Here is a 15,940-nt window from a genome sequence, read left to right as displayed (position 1 = left end):
GTGCACCGGTCTGACTGATTCATAGAAGGATGAAGCATGAGTATCTCATTTGACAGCGCTTTGGGTGTACACCCTTATGCCCTCGATGTGCGGGCGGATCGGGCGCGTATCCTGGCAGGCAACCTGGCCAATGTAGATACCCCAGGTTATCTGGCCCGGGATGTCGATTATAAGACGATTCTGGGGCGTGTCGCGCAGCAAGTTGCAGCGGGAGACGAGAGTGCCGCCATTGCACAAGGCAGCATGGCCAATGACATGCTGCATCCTCTCTATCGCATTCCCTATCAGGTATCGATGGATGGCAACACCGCCGAACTCAGCGTCGAGCAGAGCAAGTTTGCCAACAATGCCACTGATTTCCAGACCAGTCTCACCTTTCTGAATATGAAAATTACCGGGATCGCCAAGGCGATCGAGGGCCGCTGATTATGTCGTTCAATCGCATCTATGACATTGCCGGTAGTGCAATGCGAGCACAAACCGTTCGTCTGGACACAGTTGCCTCCAACCTGGCGAACGTGGACAGTGCCGCGGGCAGTGAAGAGGCTGCCTTCCGTGCCATCAAGCCGGTGTTCTCCACCCTCTATCAGCGGGTGCAGGATGCCGAGTCACTGGGGTCGGCCCAGGTGCAGATTGCCGGCATAGTGCAATCCGATCGTCAGGTTGAGAAGCGTCTTGAGCCCACCAACCCTCTGGCTGATCAGGATGGCTTTGTCTACTACTCCAACGTCAACGCGGTGGAGGAGATGGCCGACATGATGAGTGCCTCCCGTGGCTTTGAAACCTCCGTCGAGGTGATCAACCGCATCAACAGCATGCAGCAGGGTCTGTTGCGCCTGGGTCAGGGAGTGTAAGCCATGAGTCTGCCTCAGGTAAGCAGTCTGGATACGGCCCGCAGCACCAGCCAGCGCAACACGACACCGGAGATTGCCCCCAATAACACGGCTGCCGGCCAGAATGCCCAGAGCGGTATGCAGTTGCGTAACGAATTCCTGCAGATGATGGTTGCCCAGATCCAGAACCAGGATCCCACCAACCCCCTGGATGGTGCCCAGTATGTTACCCAGCTGGCCCAGTTCAGCATGGTGGAAGGGGTGGAAAGCCTGAAAGTCTTGCAGCAGAAGTCCATCAACATGATGGATACCCAGCAGGTACTGCAGAGTACGGACCTGATCGACAAGGAAGTGATGGTTCCGAGCAAGACACTGACCAAGAGCGATGAAAAAGCGATCCGGGGGCAGGTGGAGCTGGCCGGTGCCGCCGATCAGGTTGAGCTCAAGGTGTATGACGAGCACGGCACCCTGGTTGCAACCAAGAGCTGGGGTGAGAGCAAGGCCGGTGGCCTCGACTATGAACTGCCGCCTTTGCCTGCCGGTGAATACAGCTTCGAGGTCAAAGCCTCGCTCAAGGGTGTGGCGACCACTACCAAGAATTATGTGGCCAGCACGGTAGAGCGGGTCACCCTGCCTGGTACAGGCGAAATCATGTTACAGGTGGCCGGAGTGGGCGATGTCCCTCTCTTCAGCGCCATCCAGTTCGGCAAATCGGCGTAATCAGATAGGAGCGAAACTGTGTCTTTCAGTATCGGATTGAGCGGCCTGCGCGCCGTAAACCAGGAATTGAGTGTCATCAGCAACAACGTGGCCAACGCCAGCACGGCCGGCTTCAAGTCCAGCCGTGCCGAGTTTGCTGCCATTTATGGCGGTGGTCAGGCTGGTGGTGTAGAGATGAACAACGTTTCCCAGAACTTCGACCGCAATGGTGACGTGACCCGTACCGGTCGTGGGCTGGATCTGGCGATCTCGGGCAGCGGCTTCTTTGTGCTCAAGGACAGCAACGGCCAGACCTCCTATACCCGGGCAGGCATGTTCCAGCGAGATCCCAACAATTACCTGACCACCGCCAGCGGTACCCGGCTGCAAGGCTACACCACCAATGATGCGGGCGAACTGCAGTCCGGCGTGGTGGGAGACATTCAGGTCAAGGCTGGCAGCCTGCCTGCCAAACCATCCGACAAACTGGAGTTCGTCGCCAACCTCAAGGCCGATGCCAGCATTATCATCCCTCCCGCACCCGCTTTTGACCCCAACAAGTCAGAGACCTTCAGCTATTCCCAGTCCAGTAAGGTATATGACTCGCTGGGGGTTGAGCACACCCTCACCCAGTATTTCGTCAAAACCGGCGCCAATACTTGGGAGCAATTTGATACCTTTAATGGCAAAGTTATTGATAAAGATGGCACGGAACAAGCCTCGCCTTATAGCGCCCTTGGCACATTGACGTTCAGCGAGAAAGGCACCTTGGCGAGCTCCACACTCCCGCCGTCACTGACCCTCAAGGCGCCGGGAGCCTTGGATATTAACCTCGCAATCGATGTCAGCAAGGTGAGCCAGTACGCTTCCGATTTCAACGCCACGCGCAACCAGTCAAATGGTTATGCGGCCGGCGATCTGACCGGGGTGCGGGTGGATGCCGATGGTGGTGTCTATGCCACCTTTACCAACGGTCAGAGCCTGTTGCAGGGCCAGGTGGTGATGGCGAACTTCACCAACCCCAACGGTCTGCTGCAAACCAACAACACCACCTGGCAGCAATCGTTCAGCTCTGGCCAGCCGGTATTGGGTGCTCCTGGCACAGGGACCATGGGGTCATTGACCGCAGGGGCCTATGAGGGTTCCAACGTGGATCTGACCGGGGAGCTGGTCAGCCTGATGACTTCTCAGCGCAACTATCAGGCCAACGCCAAGACCATCAGCTCCGCTGACAAGATGACCCAGGTTCTCTTCAACTCCTTCTAAGGTTTGATGCGTGGAAAAGCTTATCTATACCGCCATGTCGGGGGCGCAGCATACCCTGATGGCCCAGCAAATCCGGGCAAACAACCTGGCCAACGTCAACACGGCCGGCTTTCGGGCCGACTTCGAGCGCGTGTCGGCCTATGCCCTGGCCGGTGATGGCTATCCAAGCCGGGTAATGGCCCGCGAGGAGCTGGCCGGTACCGACTTCAAGGCGGGAGCCCTGATGCAGACGGGCCGCAAGCTGGATGTGGCGATCCGCGGTGAAGGCTTTATCACGGTCCAGACCGCCGATGGCAAAGAGGCCTATACCCGGGCCGGCAATCTGGAGAGCGATGCCGATGGTCTGCTGACGCTCAATGGTCGTCCGGTACTGGGGGAAGGCGGGGAAATGGTGCTTCCTGCCTATCGGGATCTGAGTTTTGGCAAGGATGGCTCGCTCAGCATCACACCGCCCGGCGGCGGTGCCCGGCTGGATGTGGGGCGTCTCAAGCTGGTGAACCCGGACCCGGCAGAACTGGTCAAGGGGCCGGATGGTCTATTCCGGTTGCGTCAGGGCGGGGATGCCGAGGCCAGCGAGCAGGTGGTACTGGCGTCCGGCTTTCTGGAAGGGGCGAACGTGAATGCAGTCGACGAGCTGATCAGCAGCATGTCGCTGACCCGCAATTTCGAACTGCAGGTCAAATTGATGAAAACGGCGGACGATCAGGCCCGGCAAGGTGCCCGGTTGATTTCCGGCCAGGGCTGATGAGTGGCGGGCTTGCCGCCCGCCACGGCCAATTCGCATTGAGGGGGCGTTGATGCCCTCATGAATCAGGTGGAGAGACGAAGATGCACGCGGCACTTTGGGTAAGTAAAACCGGTCTGTCGGCGCAAGATGCCAAAATGGCCAGTATTTCCAACAACTTGGCTAACGTAAACACGGTCGGGTTCAAGCGCGATCGGGTTGCTTTTGAAGATCTGTTCTATCAGGTGCAACGCCAGCCCGGGGCCCAGCAGGATCAACAGAACCTGTCTCCCATCGGCATCCAGATGGGTAACGGGGTTCGTGTGGTCGGTACCCAGAAAGTGTTCACTCCCGGCCAGTTCCAGAACACCAACCAGGAGCTGGACATGGCGGTCGTGGGGGCCGGTTTCTTCGGGGTGGAACGCCCTGACGGTGAGACCGCCTATACCCGCAATGGTCAGTGGCATCGCAACGCCGAAGGCCTGCTGGTCAACTCCGATGGCTTGCCCATGCTGCCGCAGATCCAGATCCCGGACAATGCGACCAAGGTGTCCATCGGCACCGACGGAACCGTGAGTGCGACTTTGCCGGGCCAACAGGAAAATGTGGAGCTGGGTCGCATCACCCTGACCAACTTTGCCAACCCTGCCGGCCTGGAAGCGCTCGGTGGTAACCTCTATCGAGCGACCGGCGCCTCTGGTGAGGCCATTGAAGGTGTGCCCGGTGAAGAGGCCATGGGGGCCATCAAGCAGTTCACGCTGGAGAGCTCCAACGTCAACGTGGTGGAGGAGATGGTCGACATGATCACTACCCAGCGGGCTTATGAGATGAACGCCAAGGTCGTCTCGTCGGCCGACCAGATGCTCAAGTTCATTACCCAAGCGCTGTGATGATGAAGACGATGTGGCGTTATCTGTGGGTGGTTCTGCTGTTGGGCGGTTGTGCCACCTATGAGCTCAAGGCTCCCGAACCGGGTGAGGAAAAGTGGGCGCCTTCACGCCCCAAGTTGCCCGTCTCGGCCAAGGGAGAAGACGGCAGCCTCTATCGCGGCGACTACATGATGACCCTGTTTCAGGATCGTCGAGCCTATCGTATCGGTGATATTCTCACCGTGGTGCTGGAAGAGCGCACCCAGTCGAGCAAGAAAGCCAATACCAGCATGAGCAAGAACAGCAGTATGAACGTGCCGGCACCGACCATAGGTGGCAAGGTGCGTTCTGACTGGGGGGCGTCACTCAGCGCGGATCGTGACTTTGATGGCGGTGCGACTTCCAGCCAGCAAAATACCCTGGCCGGCTCGATCACGGTGACGGTGGCCGAAGTGATGCCAAACGGGGTGCTGGGGATCCGCGGCGAGAAGTGGATCCGGCTTAACCAGGGCGATGAGTATATCCGGTTGGGTGGCATGGTACGGGTTGAGGATATCGACCAGAGCAACCGCATCTCGTCCCAGCGCATCGCTGATGCCCGCATCACCTATGCCGGCCGTGGCGCCCTTGCCGACAGCAACCAGATGGGGTGGCTGGGGCGTTTCTTCAGCTCCGCATTCGCCCCCTTTTGAGGTTTTACATGAACAGATGGTTTATCACCCTGCTTTGCCTCTGCCTGCCCTGGTGGGCTAATGCCGCACCCGCCAAGCGGGCCTTGCTGGATATCGCCGATGTGCAGGGGATGCGGACCAACCAGCTGGTGGGTTATGGGTTGGTGGTGGGTTTGTCCGGCACGGGTGACAAGAGTCAGGTCAAGTTCACCGGCCAGTCGATGGCCAACATGCTCAAGCAGTTTGGCGTCCAACTGCCGGATGATATCGATCCCAAGCTCAAGAACGTTGCGGCGGTGTCAGTTCAGGCCAATTTGCCGGCTTTGGCTGGCAAGGGGCAGATGGTGGATGTAACGGTCACCTCGATCGGGGATGCCAAGAGTCTGCGCGGCGGTTCGCTGCTGCTGACGCCACTGCGCGGTATCGATGGGGAAGTGTATGCCGTCGCCCAGGGGAATCTGGTGGTGGCCGGGGTCAAGGCCGAGGGGCAGTCGGGCTCTTCTGTCACTATCAACGTGCCGACCGCAGGGATCATTCCCAACGGCGCCATCATAGAGCGCGAAGTGGCCAGCAATTTTGCGGAAAAGCCCGAAGTGACGCTCAATCTGCACCAGCCCAACTTCAAGACCGCTCGCAATGTGGAGCGGGAGATCAATCGTCAGTTGGGGCCGGTGGCCAGAGCAGTCAGTGCGGGGCGGATCCAGGTGGCGGCTCCCAAGGACGAGAGCCAGCGGATCTCGTTCATGGCGCTGCTGCAGGACATTCAGGTTGATATGGGCAAGGAGCGCCCCCGGGTCGTCTTCAACAGCCGGACCGGAACCGTGGTCATGGGGCAGGGGGTCAAGGTTCACAAAGCGGCGGTCAGCCATGGTAGTCTGACGGTGACCATTGGCGAGAGCCAGACGGTCAGTCAGCCCAATGCCTTCTCCAATGGGCAGACCACCACGACCCCCAACTCGAAGATCCAGGTGGATCGGGAACGAAACAACATGTTTGTCTGGCCGGATGGCACCTCACTGGAGGTGATCGTCAAGGCAGTCAACTCGCTCGGGGCAACCCCCGATGATGTCATGGCCATCCTACAAGCACTCGATGAGGCTGGTGCCCTCGAGGGAGAGCTGGTGGTCATCTAAGGATCTCTATGACCAGAATAACTTCGGAACCTGGATTTTATCAGGATCTCAACGAACTGCAGCAGATAAAGAGCAACCCGGATCAGCGTGCCGCACTGGATGCGGCCGCCGGCCAATTTGAAGTGAGCTTTCTGCAAACTGTGCTCAAGCACATGCGTTCAGCCTCCGATGCCATGCAGGACGAGGATGACAAGCTCATCAAGGGCCAGGAGCTCTATCGCGACATGTATGACAGCCAGCTGGCGATGAGCATGGTCAAGCGCGGCGGCATCGGGTTGAAAGAGCAGATGGTCAGCCAATTGGCGCCGACATTAAAGAATGCCGAGTCGGTGGTCGCTTCAGAACAGCAGACCCTGGCTGCCTTCAGTCAGCCTCTGAATTCGGCAAAAATGAGGAAAGTTGACTGATGTCGCTGCTCAATATCGGTTTTAGCGGACTTAACTCGGCCCAGATCGCGTTAAATATCACCGCCCAGAATATCGCCAACGTCAATACCATCGGCTATAGCCGCCAGGAAGCCATGATGGGCAGCCTGTCCGGTTTTGGCCGGCTGGATAATGGCCAGGGGGTAGAGGTAACCGGTGTTCGCAGGATCACGGATGACTATCTGGTCTCCCAACATTGGCGCAGCCGCTCTGCAACCGGCGCCTCTTACTCTTTCCATCAATACATCAATACCACCGAACAACTGCTGGGCAGCGAGTCGATGAACATCGCCAAGGGGTTGGACAGCTTCTTCGCTTCCCTGAGCGCAGCACTCGACAGCCCGGAAACACCGGCCCAGCGCAGCCAGATCGTCAGCTCGGCGGGGGCACTGGCCAACCGCTTTGGCCAATTGAACGAGAGCATGCTGACCCAGGAGAAGCAGATCGATGATCAGCTCAACAGTACCGTTTCTCAGGTCAACAGCTATCTGAAACAGGTTGCCGAGCTGAACACCCAGATCAGCGAGCAGGCGTCCAAGGGCGTCAATACTTCGGTGCTGGAAGACAGTCGCGAGCAGATCGTACGTGAGCTGTCGACCTTCATGGAGGTCAGGGTCAACCGGCAAAGTGACGGTTCGTTTTCACTGAGCCTGCCTCAGGGTCAGCCGTTGGTGCTGGCTGGCAGCAGCAGTACACTCTCGCTGGCGGGTGACAAGCTCAGTTTGAGCTTCGGTCCGCAATCGTTCGATATTCCCAAGCTGCATGGCGGCAGCCTGGCTGGGGTAATGGAATATCGGACGACAGTTCTGCGTCCGCTGCGCGACGAGCTCAACCAGATCGCGAAAAAACTGGCGGATGATTTCAATGCCAAGCAGGGTGGCGGTGTCGACTTGCATGGCAATCCGGGCAAGCCGCTCTTCACCTACGATCCCCTCAACCCGTCCGGCACTCTGAAGATTGCCGATGGCTTCACTGGCGATGACCTCGCCTTTGCCAAGGCTGGCGGCGGCAGTGGTGACAACCGCAATCTGCAGGAGCTGTTGACCATCAAGGATGATCAATATGATGCCTACAGCGCCTTGCTGGGCCGGATGGCGGTACAAAGTGGCCAGGCCAAGGCCACCATGACGGCCGATGCGAATATGGAGAAACAGCTGGCCACCAAGCTGAGCAGCGTTAGCGGGGTCAACACGGATGAGGAAGGGGTCAAGATCATGGCCTATACCAAGGCGTATCAGGCCAATGCCAAGGTGATCAGCACTTCAGAGCAACTTTTTACCTCCATCCTGAACATGTTCTAACGGAGCGATCATGCGCATCAGTACCAACCAGATTCAACTCAGCATGCTCGACAACCTGCAGCATGGTTTTGGTGAATATGCCCGCCTCGATCGTCAGATCTCCACCAACAAGCGCATTCTGCAACCTTCGGATGACCCAGTGGGGAGTGTGCGTCTGCTCGGATTGAAGAAAGAGCAAGTGGCCATGGAGCAGTATCAGAAGAATATTGCCAATGCCAAGAGCCAGCTCTCCCAAGGAGAACAGCAGCTGGAAACCATGACCAACATGCTGATGCGGTTGCGCGAGCTGACTCAGACCGCTGCTACTGGCTCATTGTCAGAAGATGATCGCCGGGCGGTCGCCAGTGAGACGGCCGTTATCAAAGATGGTTTGCTCGATCTGGCCAACGCCAGAAATGAGAGTGGTTCCAGCCTCTTTGCGGGCAGCCAGGTTGGCAAGACCGCCATCGTCAAAACCCCGACCGGTGATTACCAGTATCAGGGGGATGCCTTGATCCGCGAGGTCAGCATCGCCAAGGGGGTGACCGTTGGGCTCAATCAGACGGCGGATCAGCTGTTCATCCAGAATGGTGACTTCTTTAAGCAACTCGATGCCGTGGTGGATGCCCTGGAAAATGGTGCGCCGGATGCAGCCGACCAAGCCCGTGACATGCTGGGCCGGAGCAAGACACTGCAGGATGATATCAGCCAGATGGTCAGCACCATTGGTGCCCGCATCAATCTGCTCGATCAGGTGGATGAAGGGCATGCCGAGAAGGGGACCTATAGCAAGGAAGTGAGTAATCAGATAGAGTCCCTCGACTATGCCAGTGCCGTCACCCAGCAGGCCCATGTGCTGATGGCTCTGCAAGTTCAGCAGCAGGCCTTTGCCAAGGTCAATGGGCTGAGCCTGTTCAATTACATGCCATAAGTTCAGCTTCAGGGAGCCATGATGCAGATTCAACAAACCCGTTTGGGCGGCGTGGCCGAAACTCCAGCCCAACCCAGACTGCGCGGGCGTGTGACTGCTCAGAGTGCGTCCCAGCCAACCAGCAAAACGGAGCGCCATCCCAATATTGTCCGGCTGGACCGCTGGGCCCTGATCGGTACGGCGCAGCAGCGGATCGCCCACGCGCAGGGGGGAGAACAAGCGCTGAGCCAGGTCTGGGGTGAATTGAAACGTCTCGAGCAGCAGCTTGGCCAAAATCGTGCCGCGAGCGGTGATCTGGTATCACGCCTCAAGTTGCTGGAAGAGAAGCTGACCCAGCCCCAGGCTCCGCTGACCACAGAGTTGAAGCCTCGCTTGCTGGCGTCAGCAGGGGAGAGCCGGGTAAGTTATGGCTCGGAGCGGCTCGACCTGTTGAGTCCCAAAGCGAGTGCAGAACGCCTGGTTTTTTCCTTCCCACAGACCAGCCGCGCCGTTGAAGTGATGCTGCCTGCTGGCGCCAATGAGGCGGAAGTGGTTACCCGGCTGGATCGGGCTCTGCGCAAAGAGCACATCCAGGCTCGCTTGAACGAACTGGGCAAGCTGGAACTGACCGTACCCGAGCTGCATCGACGCAAACTGGATGAACCGGTTCTGCTCAGCGGCGAGGGGATCCGTATTCCGGCCGGCAATCCTGTTCCGGTGCAGTTCAAACCCAAACCTGGGCAGTTGACCCAGCTGGGGGAGGGCATCGACAAGGGGGAGCTCAAGCAGGAGCAGCAGCGTCTGAAACGCCTGTTGGGTGAGATTGAGCAATCTGTCCGTGAGTTGAAACAGTTTCGCCAACGCATGGTCAAGCAGCTTGATCGGGTCAAGGCGCGCAGCCAGAACCTCAAGCAGGAAGAGCTTGAGCAGTTGCAGGGCAAGCTCAGCCAGCAACTCAAGGAGGGGGGCTTCATGGGCACTATGGCCGGCCTGCTGGCACAGGCAAATGTCTCCCGCCAGAATGTGGTCGCGTTGCTGACCTGAACACTTTCTTCTCTTTTTTTCATTCCTCTTCTGCAAGTGACATTACCCACATGATCGACTATTTCCCCCAGCATGCAGAGCTCATTGCTCGTCGCTGGCCTGCCGTTTTGGCATGCCTGCAAGCACAGGACGTCAACAGTGTGCCTGCCGAACTGGTAGAAGGGCTCAGCTCCACCCTGGCCATCAACGGCATTCAACTGACCAGTCGTCATGACAGGATGCAGGAGGCCGAACGGATTGCTGCCATGTCTTCGGCAAAAGCACCGGAGCTGACCCTCTATGGGACCGGCCTTGGCGACGTACCCCGGGTACTGCTGAGGCGCAAGCGTCTGCGCCGGCTGAATGTGAAGATCATGAATGCCTCGATCTTTGCCCTGGTCTTGCATTTGACGGAACAGCTGGACTGGCTTTCTGACCCCAGGGTGAACCTGTTGCTTGCTCAAGAAAATGAGCTGGTCATGTCCCCTTTCCTTTTCCTTACTTCGGAATTGGAATTGGCGGATGAATCTGCTGCCAAGATCAGGGATAGAGTCCTTATCCAGAGTCGGCTTGAGGCAATCAATGAACAATTCGGGCAGGACTGGGTATCGGAGCGCCTGGCTGGCAATCTGGACCTATTGCGCGAAGATGCCGATGTGGCGCAGTTATTTGACACAGCCAAAGGACGGGATGCTTATGTCGTGGCTACAGGGCCGACGCTGGCTCATCATCTGAGTGCATTGAAAGCGGTTTATGAGCGACCTGAGCGTCCTCTTTTCATCTGTGTCGATACGGCTCTACGGCCTCTGATGGCCCAAGGAATCAAACCCGATATTGTGGTGACCATAGATCGGCACATTCACCTTGGTATCCTGGATCCCCTGTACTCTTCCCATATTGCTCTTGTCTATATCCCCATGGTGGACAACAAGGTGTTGTCACAATGGCAAGGCCCGCGGTATGGCGCTTATGAGATGTTGGACACCTATGCCGGCCTGCAGAAGAAATTGCGGCGGGCATCCCTCTTTACCGGGGGTAGCGTTATTCACCCTGCCACAGACCTGGCGGTCAGGATGGGGGCCCACAGCATTACGCTGTTTGGGGCCGATTTCTCCTTTCCTGAAGGCCGGACTCACACCGGATGGCAGGATGGTGAACTGGGTAGTGATGCCCGCTATGGTCGCAGAACAGTACCCAATGGACATGGTCAACCGGTGAAAACACTACTCAGCTTCTGCATCTATCTGAATGGCTTGGAAGTTTATATTCAACGCCATCCAGAGGTGAATTTCATGAATAGCAGCCGGGACGGGGCACGTATTCTGGGAACCAGTTACCATGAGGAGTTTGCCGGATGATCGATGTGGCCAGTTTCAAGGTTGGGGCAGATGCTCTGGCCGCCTTGTTGCGTGAGGGAAAGGATGAAGAGGCCTGCTTCGAATGCGGACGGATGCTGCAATTGCTGACACCGCTGATGACGAATCTACCGGTCGAGCTGCAATCATCGTTGCTGCTTCTGGCAAGGCAGTTGCTGCAATGTCAGGAACGTCATGATTGGGTTGGGCTGTCTGACTACCTGGAGTTCGAACTTCCGGTCTTGCTGGATGATATTGATCGCGCCTTGCGCTGATCGTCACTGCGATTATTCCTACGGGGCTGGCACTTTGTCAGCCCCGATGTTTTTCCGCTGAGCATGCCCTTCTTAGGCATAAAAAGAAAAATCCTTCTCTTGTGTTCAATTTTTTCCAACCCATGGTCGTCCTTCTATTTTGTCTACCTAACAAGCTGCAGTGCAGCGCCTAAATCGAGGAAATAACCATGGGCTTGTCCATTCATACCAACTTTGCTTCCATGACCACCCAGAACCAGCTGAACTCCACCAACAAGATGCTGGGCACCGCCATGCAGCGCCTGGGTACCGGTCTGCGTATCAACTCCGCGGCTGACGATGCTGCCGGTCTGCAAATCGCCACCCGTCTGCAGGCTCAGTCCAACGGTCAAAAAGTCGGCATGCGCAACGCTCAGGATGCCATCTCCATGATCCAGACCGCTGAAGGCGCCATGGACGAGATGACCAACATTACCCAACGCATGAAGGATCTGGCTACTCAGGCTGCCAACGGCACCAACAGCGATAAAGATATCGCAGCCATGAATTCCGAGTTCAATGAACTGGGCAAAGAGCTGAAGAACATCAGAGACAACACCACTTTCGGTGGCACCCAGCTTCTGAAGGCTGGTGGTAAATTCGAAAGCGCTGCAGTGTCCTTCCAGATCGGTGCCAGTGCTACCGAGAAGCTGGATTTGAATGCATCCACCCAAGTGAAAGCAGTCAACACTGCCATCACCAGTGCGGCTGCGGTAACCCTGAGCTCAGGTAATGCGACTACCCAGATCACTGCGATGGACAGCATGCTGGAGAAGATCGGTGAAGCCCGCTCCACTTTCGGTGCCAACATCAACCGTCTGGAGCACACCGTCAACAACCTTTCCAACATGAAAGAGAACACCGACATGGCGAATGGTCGCATCATGGATGCCGACTTCGCTCAGGAAAGCACCAACATGACCAAGAACCAGATGTTGATGCAGGCCGGCATGTCCGTGCTGTCCAACTCCAACCAGATGACCGGCATGGTAACTGGTCTGCTGCGTTAATGAATCGCATGGCCGCTCCTGTGGGGGCGGCCTTTGTCTGACAAGGGTTGTCGGTTGGAAAGAGTCGAGGCGGCTTTTTCCAACAGGCATGCCAGTTGAGTGAAATGAAGAGGGATTAAGATGCAAATAGATCCGGCCGCCACGGCGATGCAGCTAGTCGCTATCGAGCGAAAAAATATGGACGCACTGCTGAAGAAGCAGATGGATGGCATCAAGGGTCAGCAGAGTGCACTCAGCACCCTCAATACCAAGCTGTCGACCTTCCAGACCATGCTCAAGGATCTCAACAAGGCGTCCAATTTACAGGCACAGAAGGCGACCATGTCCCAGGACGGGATCATGACGGTGACGAGCAACGGCAAAGCCAGCTCGGGACAGTACAACTTCTTTGTGGATCAGCTGGCCCAGTCCCATCAGGTTGGTCTCAGTCTGGATAGTGAAACGGCCCCCCTGCCTGCGGATGGCGTCTTCTCGCTCAGCGTCAAGGGCAAGACCATCGACATCGATCTGGCCACCCTGCCGGCAGGGTCGACCGTCAAGGACCTGGTCTCCCACATCAACGATGCCAAGGACAATCCCGGCGTCAAAGCGACGTTGGTCCGCACCGACGGCAAGGTCAACATGGTGCTGACCAGCAAGGACAGCGGGCTGGAGAATGCCATCTCTGTCAAGTACAGCGGAGATGCGACCAATTCGCTTGGGGCCGCTATAGGCGGCAAGACGGACATTACCAAAGCTCAGGATGCCAAATTGCGGATGGGGGGGGACAACCCGTTGACCATCACCTCCGCCAGCAACAAGATCGAAAACGTGGTCGATGGTCTGACGCTGCAGCTGACCAAGGCTCAGAAGAGCGGTGATGCCCCCTTGCTGGTCAATATCGAGCAAGACAAGGAGGCGGTGACCGGCTCGCTCAAGAAGTTTGTCGACAGCTATAACGAGTTGGTTGATGAGCTGGCCAAGATGACCTCCAGCGATCCCAAGGCTCCCGGTGCTCTCTCTTCCGACAGCGGGGTGCGTAGCCTCAAGAGCGTGCTGTCCAACAGTGTGCGCGACCTGCCCAATGGCTTGAGCCTCAGCAGTCTGGGTATCAAGACCGACAAGGCCGGCAAGCTCTCCTTCAGCGAGACTGATTTCAACAAGGCGCTGGACAAGGACCCCGAACTGCTTGGCAAGGCGTTGCTGGGCGATGATGGCCTGCTCAAGCGCATGAGTGACTCACTCGATCCTTATACCAAGCGTGATGGTGCACTCAAGGGCCGCAAGACGGGTCTTGAGGCGAGCGAGAAACGCGTCAAAGAACGCATGGATGCGCTGGATCGCCGCATGGACTCCGCGTATAAGCGCTATCTCAATCAGTTCAGCACCATGAATCAAATGTTGCAGACTATGGGTGCTCTCTAAACCGGCACGCTTCCTGCTATCTACGGCATCTTATCCGGAACAAGCGAGTTGTACATGTTTGAAGATCAAGATGGCTACGATGCCTACCAATTCGCCGCTACCCAGGCCAAGGCGGCGAGTGCGGACCCACATCAGCTGGTGCTGATGTTGATGGATGGGTTGCTCGATGAAATGGCCCGGGCGGAAGGCCATATTCTGGCCAAGCAGTTTGAGCGCAAAGGGCAAGCTATCAACAAATGCCTGCAGATCCTGGGTGGACTGGACAGTGCGCTGGACATGGAAAAGGGCGGGGATCTTGCTGTCAACCTGCATCGTCTCTATGACTACTGTGGCCAACGTCTGTTTGAGATCAGTGTCTCCAATGATGTGGCCGGGTTTGCCGAAGTGCGTCGTATCCTGCTGGAGTTGAAGGAAGGCTGGGAAGCAATGGCACGTCATCCTCGCTGATGCGGAAGTGATGCTTCCTGCTTTCCTCGGCCTGATCCCTGACCATTCTCCAGTATTCCTGTATTTCCCAGCTGGCCTGCTCCTTGCTAGCTGGCAAGGTCATTTTCATTGGGGGCCATCACCATGTCGGTAACCGGAACTAAGCAACTTACTGCAGAGCATGAGACTCGCCAGCGTCAGCTGTTGGGGTTGGGACGCCTGATATTGCAGCAGGCCCGTGCTGGCCAGTGGGATGCAGTTAGTTTGGCTGATAGCCGATTGTCCCAGTTCATTCAGCATATGCAAGGGCAGCCAGAATTATGGGCCGCCATGCAACCTGCCAGGGATCAGGTGCGATCCTGGCAGCAGGAGGCCCTGCTGCTTTGCCAGCAAGAGACGGCCTTGCGTAAGCGGGAGTGGCAGGAGCTGTCTCGGAAGCGGGAAGGGTTGCAAGCCTATGGCGAGGTGCAGGAATGGGCATGATTCAATTCCCAGGCCTTGATGGCTTGGCTGCGCTTGATTCCGCAGGATTCAGTCGTCTTTCCCGGCAGCCTGATGGCCAGGGCGACACATACCAGCCGCTGGGCCTGCCATTCATGGAAGAGCTGGTAGCATTGCCTTTACCAGTTGAAACCATCGACGAGAAAAAGCCGGATGTGACGGATGAGCAGCGAGATAATGCCACAGAGCAGTTGGATTCTTTCAGCAACCAGCCCCCGGTTTTCCTCTTGACCGATGATGCTGCGAGACTGTCGATGCTGCGCCAGGCACAACCTATAGCCGTAACGCAGGCACAACCTGTAGCCGTAACGACTGGTGAAGGGGTTGAGGCTGTCCGACCTGACGGATCGTCAGCCGTCTCGGCGGTATTGCGTTCACTGTCTGCCTATGGTCGTTCTGATTACAAGAAAGTAGCAGGGGAGACGGCGGGTCCTCAGAGTGAAAATCGGGTGTTTGTCCCCAGTGTGGATGCATCCAACCGCATGGGCACACAGCCTGCTGGGCAGACAATGGACCCGGTATTGCGTGACAAGGTGATTGCCAGTGTGCAGCCCCTGCTTGCGAGCGACGGTGCCGGTGAACGTGAATCCACCTTTGCCGATGTGAAAGGTGTGATCAGCAATCTGACGCCTGCGGCAGCCCCCAAATCTGCCGAGTATCAATGGGCTCCTGTGAAGTTGGTCGACAACCCCGCTCAGTGGGGACAGCAGCTGATGGATGTGCTGAAAGACAAGGTGGAGCTTCAGGTCAACCAGCAGATCAAGCAGGCCCATATCCGCCTTGACCCTCCCGAACTGGGCCGACTCGAGTTGACTGTACGTCTTGAGGGGGATCGCCTCAATGTTCAGCTCAACGTAACCAATCCTGCGGTGCGCGAGGCATTGATCCAGTCGATGGAACGCTTGCGGATGAGCCTGGCTCCCCATCATGCGGGGGGAGTCGAAGTCAACGTGGGGCAGGGTGGTGAGCAAGAACGGCAGGGTAAGTGGCAACAACAGCAGATCATGGCCGGACGACGTCAATGGCAGGAAGAGTTCAAGCCTGCCGATGGTAGTGGACGTGACTGGCTGAACACCCTGGTTTGATTTTTATTATCCGGCAATAGCGAGAGTGATTTC

At 57.2% G+C, this 15,940-nt stretch carries 19 protein-coding genes; all 19 read left to right on the top strand.

The genetic code is table 11. The features are described 5' to 3' along the window. Window positions 1-36: 36 nt before the first annotated feature. The 19 genes from lfgB to lafE all read left to right on the top strand — a co-directional run bounded on the left by lfgB (window position 37) and on the right by lafE (window position 15,907). Window positions 37-426 carry a lateral flagellar basal body rod protein LfgB gene (gene lfgB, locus R2E40_RS20580; protein ID WP_268000075.1) on the top strand — a complete coding sequence of 130 codons (390 nt, stop codon included), beginning with the start codon at window positions 37-39 and terminating at the stop codon, window positions 424-426. 2 nt (window positions 427-428) lie between these two features. Then, window positions 429-854, top strand: a complete 426-nt coding sequence (gene flgCL, locus R2E40_RS20575; RefSeq protein WP_017409402.1) for a lateral flagellar basal body rod protein FlgCL — start codon at window positions 429-431, stop codon at window positions 852-854. 3 nt (window positions 855-857) lie between these two features. Then, window positions 858-1,553, top strand: coding sequence for a flagellar hook assembly protein FlgD (locus R2E40_RS20570; RefSeq protein WP_043126859.1), 696 nt, complete (start codon window positions 858-860; stop codon window positions 1,551-1,553). Between the two features lie 18 nt (window positions 1,554-1,571). Then, on the top strand, window positions 1,572-2,798 hold the full coding sequence (gene flgEL, locus R2E40_RS20565) for a lateral flagellar hook protein FlgEL (protein WP_318164281.1): 1,227 nt from the start codon (window positions 1,572-1,574) through the stop codon (window positions 2,796-2,798). A 10-nt stretch (window positions 2,799-2,808) separates the two neighbouring features. After that, window positions 2,809-3,543, top strand: a complete 735-nt coding sequence (lfgF, locus tag R2E40_RS20560) for a lateral flagellar basal-body rod protein LfgF (protein ID WP_017409405.1) — start codon at window positions 2,809-2,811, stop codon at window positions 3,541-3,543. Between the two features lie 83 nt (window positions 3,544-3,626). Next, complete coding sequence (gene lfgG / locus R2E40_RS20555) at window positions 3,627-4,412, top strand: lateral flagellar basal-body rod protein LfgG (RefSeq protein WP_017409406.1); 786 nt, start codon at window positions 3,627-3,629, stop codon at window positions 4,410-4,412. Continuing rightward, on the top strand, window positions 4,412-5,083 hold the full coding sequence (gene flgH, locus R2E40_RS20550; protein WP_017409407.1) for a flagellar basal body L-ring protein FlgH: 672 nt from the start codon (window positions 4,412-4,414) through the stop codon (window positions 5,081-5,083). The genes lfgG and flgH overlap by 1 nt, the downstream gene beginning before the upstream one ends. Before the next feature lie 8 nt (window positions 5,084-5,091). Then, window positions 5,092-6,195 (top strand): lateral flagellar basal body P-ring FlgIL, encoded by a 1,104-nt coding sequence (fgIL, locus tag R2E40_RS20545; protein ID WP_017409408.1) that lies wholly within the window; start codon window positions 5,092-5,094, stop codon window positions 6,193-6,195. Window positions 6,196-6,203: 8 nt separating this feature from the next. Further along, complete coding sequence (locus R2E40_RS20540; protein ID WP_017409409.1) at window positions 6,204-6,602, top strand: rod-binding protein; 399 nt, start codon at window positions 6,204-6,206, stop codon at window positions 6,600-6,602. Continuing rightward, window positions 6,602-7,921 carry a lateral flagellar hook-associated protein LfgK gene (lfgK, locus tag R2E40_RS20535; RefSeq protein WP_017409410.1) on the top strand — a complete coding sequence of 440 codons (1,320 nt, stop codon included), beginning with the start codon at window positions 6,602-6,604 and terminating at the stop codon, window positions 7,919-7,921. Before R2E40_RS20540 ends, lfgK begins: the two co-directional genes overlap by 1 nt. Before the next feature lie 10 nt (window positions 7,922-7,931). Beyond that, window positions 7,932-8,831, top strand: coding sequence for a lateral flagellar hook-associated protein LfgL (lfgL, locus tag R2E40_RS20530; RefSeq protein ID WP_039213947.1), 900 nt, complete (start codon window positions 7,932-7,934; stop codon window positions 8,829-8,831). Between the two features lie 21 nt (window positions 8,832-8,852). Beyond that, complete coding sequence (locus R2E40_RS20525; protein WP_318164280.1) at window positions 8,853-9,854, top strand: hypothetical protein; 1,002 nt, start codon at window positions 8,853-8,855, stop codon at window positions 9,852-9,854. 50 nt (window positions 9,855-9,904) lie between these two features. After that, window positions 9,905-11,191, top strand: coding sequence for a motility associated factor glycosyltransferase family protein (locus R2E40_RS20520; protein WP_318164279.1), 1,287 nt, complete (start codon window positions 9,905-9,907; stop codon window positions 11,189-11,191). Then, on the top strand, window positions 11,188-11,463 hold the full coding sequence (locus R2E40_RS20515; protein WP_039213950.1) for a hypothetical protein: 276 nt from the start codon (window positions 11,188-11,190) through the stop codon (window positions 11,461-11,463). The genes R2E40_RS20520 and R2E40_RS20515 overlap by 4 nt, the downstream gene beginning before the upstream one ends. A gap of 188 nt (window positions 11,464-11,651) precedes the next feature. Continuing rightward, window positions 11,652-12,491, top strand: coding sequence for a lateral flagellin LafA (gene lafA, locus R2E40_RS20510; protein WP_318164278.1), 840 nt, complete (start codon window positions 11,652-11,654; stop codon window positions 12,489-12,491). Between the two features lie 120 nt (window positions 12,492-12,611). After that, a complete protein-coding gene (gene lafB, locus R2E40_RS20505) occupies window positions 12,612-13,895 on the top strand; it encodes a lateral flagellar capping protein LafB (RefSeq protein WP_318164277.1) in 1,284 nt (427 codons plus the stop codon). 54 nt (window positions 13,896-13,949) lie between these two features. Beyond that, window positions 13,950-14,342, top strand: coding sequence for a lateral flagellar export chaperone LafC (gene lafC, locus R2E40_RS20500; RefSeq protein ID WP_318164276.1), 393 nt, complete (start codon window positions 13,950-13,952; stop codon window positions 14,340-14,342). A gap of 309 nt (window positions 14,343-14,651) precedes the next feature. Beyond that, window positions 14,652-14,804 carry a hypothetical protein gene (locus R2E40_RS20495; RefSeq protein ID WP_318164275.1) on the top strand — a complete coding sequence of 51 codons (153 nt, stop codon included), beginning with the start codon at window positions 14,652-14,654 and terminating at the stop codon, window positions 14,802-14,804. Continuing rightward, window positions 14,795-15,907 carry a lateral flagellar hook-length control protein LafE gene (gene lafE / locus R2E40_RS20490; protein ID WP_318164274.1) on the top strand — a complete coding sequence of 371 codons (1,113 nt, stop codon included), beginning with the start codon at window positions 14,795-14,797 and terminating at the stop codon, window positions 15,905-15,907. Before R2E40_RS20495 ends, lafE begins: the two co-directional genes overlap by 10 nt. Window positions 15,908-15,940: the final 33 nt, after the last annotated feature.

The organism is Aeromonas sp. CD, from assembly GCF_033349375.1.
Taxonomy (GTDB): Bacteria; Pseudomonadota; Gammaproteobacteria; order Enterobacterales; family Aeromonadaceae; genus Aeromonas; species Aeromonas hydrophila.
This window is presented reverse-complemented; position numbering and strand designations above follow the sequence as displayed.

Coding starts and splice junctions, on each gene's coding strand:
- fgIL (WP_017409408.1), top strand. CDS start 5,092: ATGAACAGATGGTTTATCACCCTGCTTTGCCTCTGCCTGCCCTGGTGG.
- R2E40_RS20515 (WP_039213950.1), top strand. CDS start 11,188: ATGATCGATGTGGCCAGTTTCAAGGTTGGGGCAGATGCTCTGGCCGCC.
- lafE (WP_318164274.1), top strand. CDS start 14,795: ATGGGCATGATTCAATTCCCAGGCCTTGATGGCTTGGCTGCGCTTGAT.
- flgH (WP_017409407.1), top strand. CDS start 4,412: ATGATGAAGACGATGTGGCGTTATCTGTGGGTGGTTCTGCTGTTGGGC.
- R2E40_RS20520 (WP_318164279.1), top strand. CDS start 9,905: ATGATCGACTATTTCCCCCAGCATGCAGAGCTCATTGCTCGTCGCTGG.
- flgCL (WP_017409402.1), top strand. CDS start 429: ATGTCGTTCAATCGCATCTATGACATTGCCGGTAGTGCAATGCGAGCA.
- lfgK (WP_017409410.1), top strand. CDS start 6,602: ATGTCGCTGCTCAATATCGGTTTTAGCGGACTTAACTCGGCCCAGATC.
- lfgG (WP_017409406.1), top strand. CDS start 3,627: ATGCACGCGGCACTTTGGGTAAGTAAAACCGGTCTGTCGGCGCAAGAT.
- lafB (WP_318164277.1), top strand. CDS start 12,612: ATGCAAATAGATCCGGCCGCCACGGCGATGCAGCTAGTCGCTATCGAG.
- R2E40_RS20495 (WP_318164275.1), top strand. CDS start 14,652: ATGCAACCTGCCAGGGATCAGGTGCGATCCTGGCAGCAGGAGGCCCTG.
- lafA (WP_318164278.1), top strand. CDS start 11,652: ATGGGCTTGTCCATTCATACCAACTTTGCTTCCATGACCACCCAGAAC.
- R2E40_RS20570 (WP_043126859.1), top strand. CDS start 858: ATGAGTCTGCCTCAGGTAAGCAGTCTGGATACGGCCCGCAGCACCAGC.
- R2E40_RS20540 (WP_017409409.1), top strand. CDS start 6,204: ATGACCAGAATAACTTCGGAACCTGGATTTTATCAGGATCTCAACGAA.
- lfgB (WP_268000075.1), top strand. CDS start 37: ATGAGTATCTCATTTGACAGCGCTTTGGGTGTACACCCTTATGCCCTC.
- lfgL (WP_039213947.1), top strand. CDS start 7,932: ATGCGCATCAGTACCAACCAGATTCAACTCAGCATGCTCGACAACCTG.
- lafC (WP_318164276.1), top strand. CDS start 13,950: ATGTTTGAAGATCAAGATGGCTACGATGCCTACCAATTCGCCGCTACC.
- R2E40_RS20525 (WP_318164280.1), top strand. CDS start 8,853: ATGCAGATTCAACAAACCCGTTTGGGCGGCGTGGCCGAAACTCCAGCC.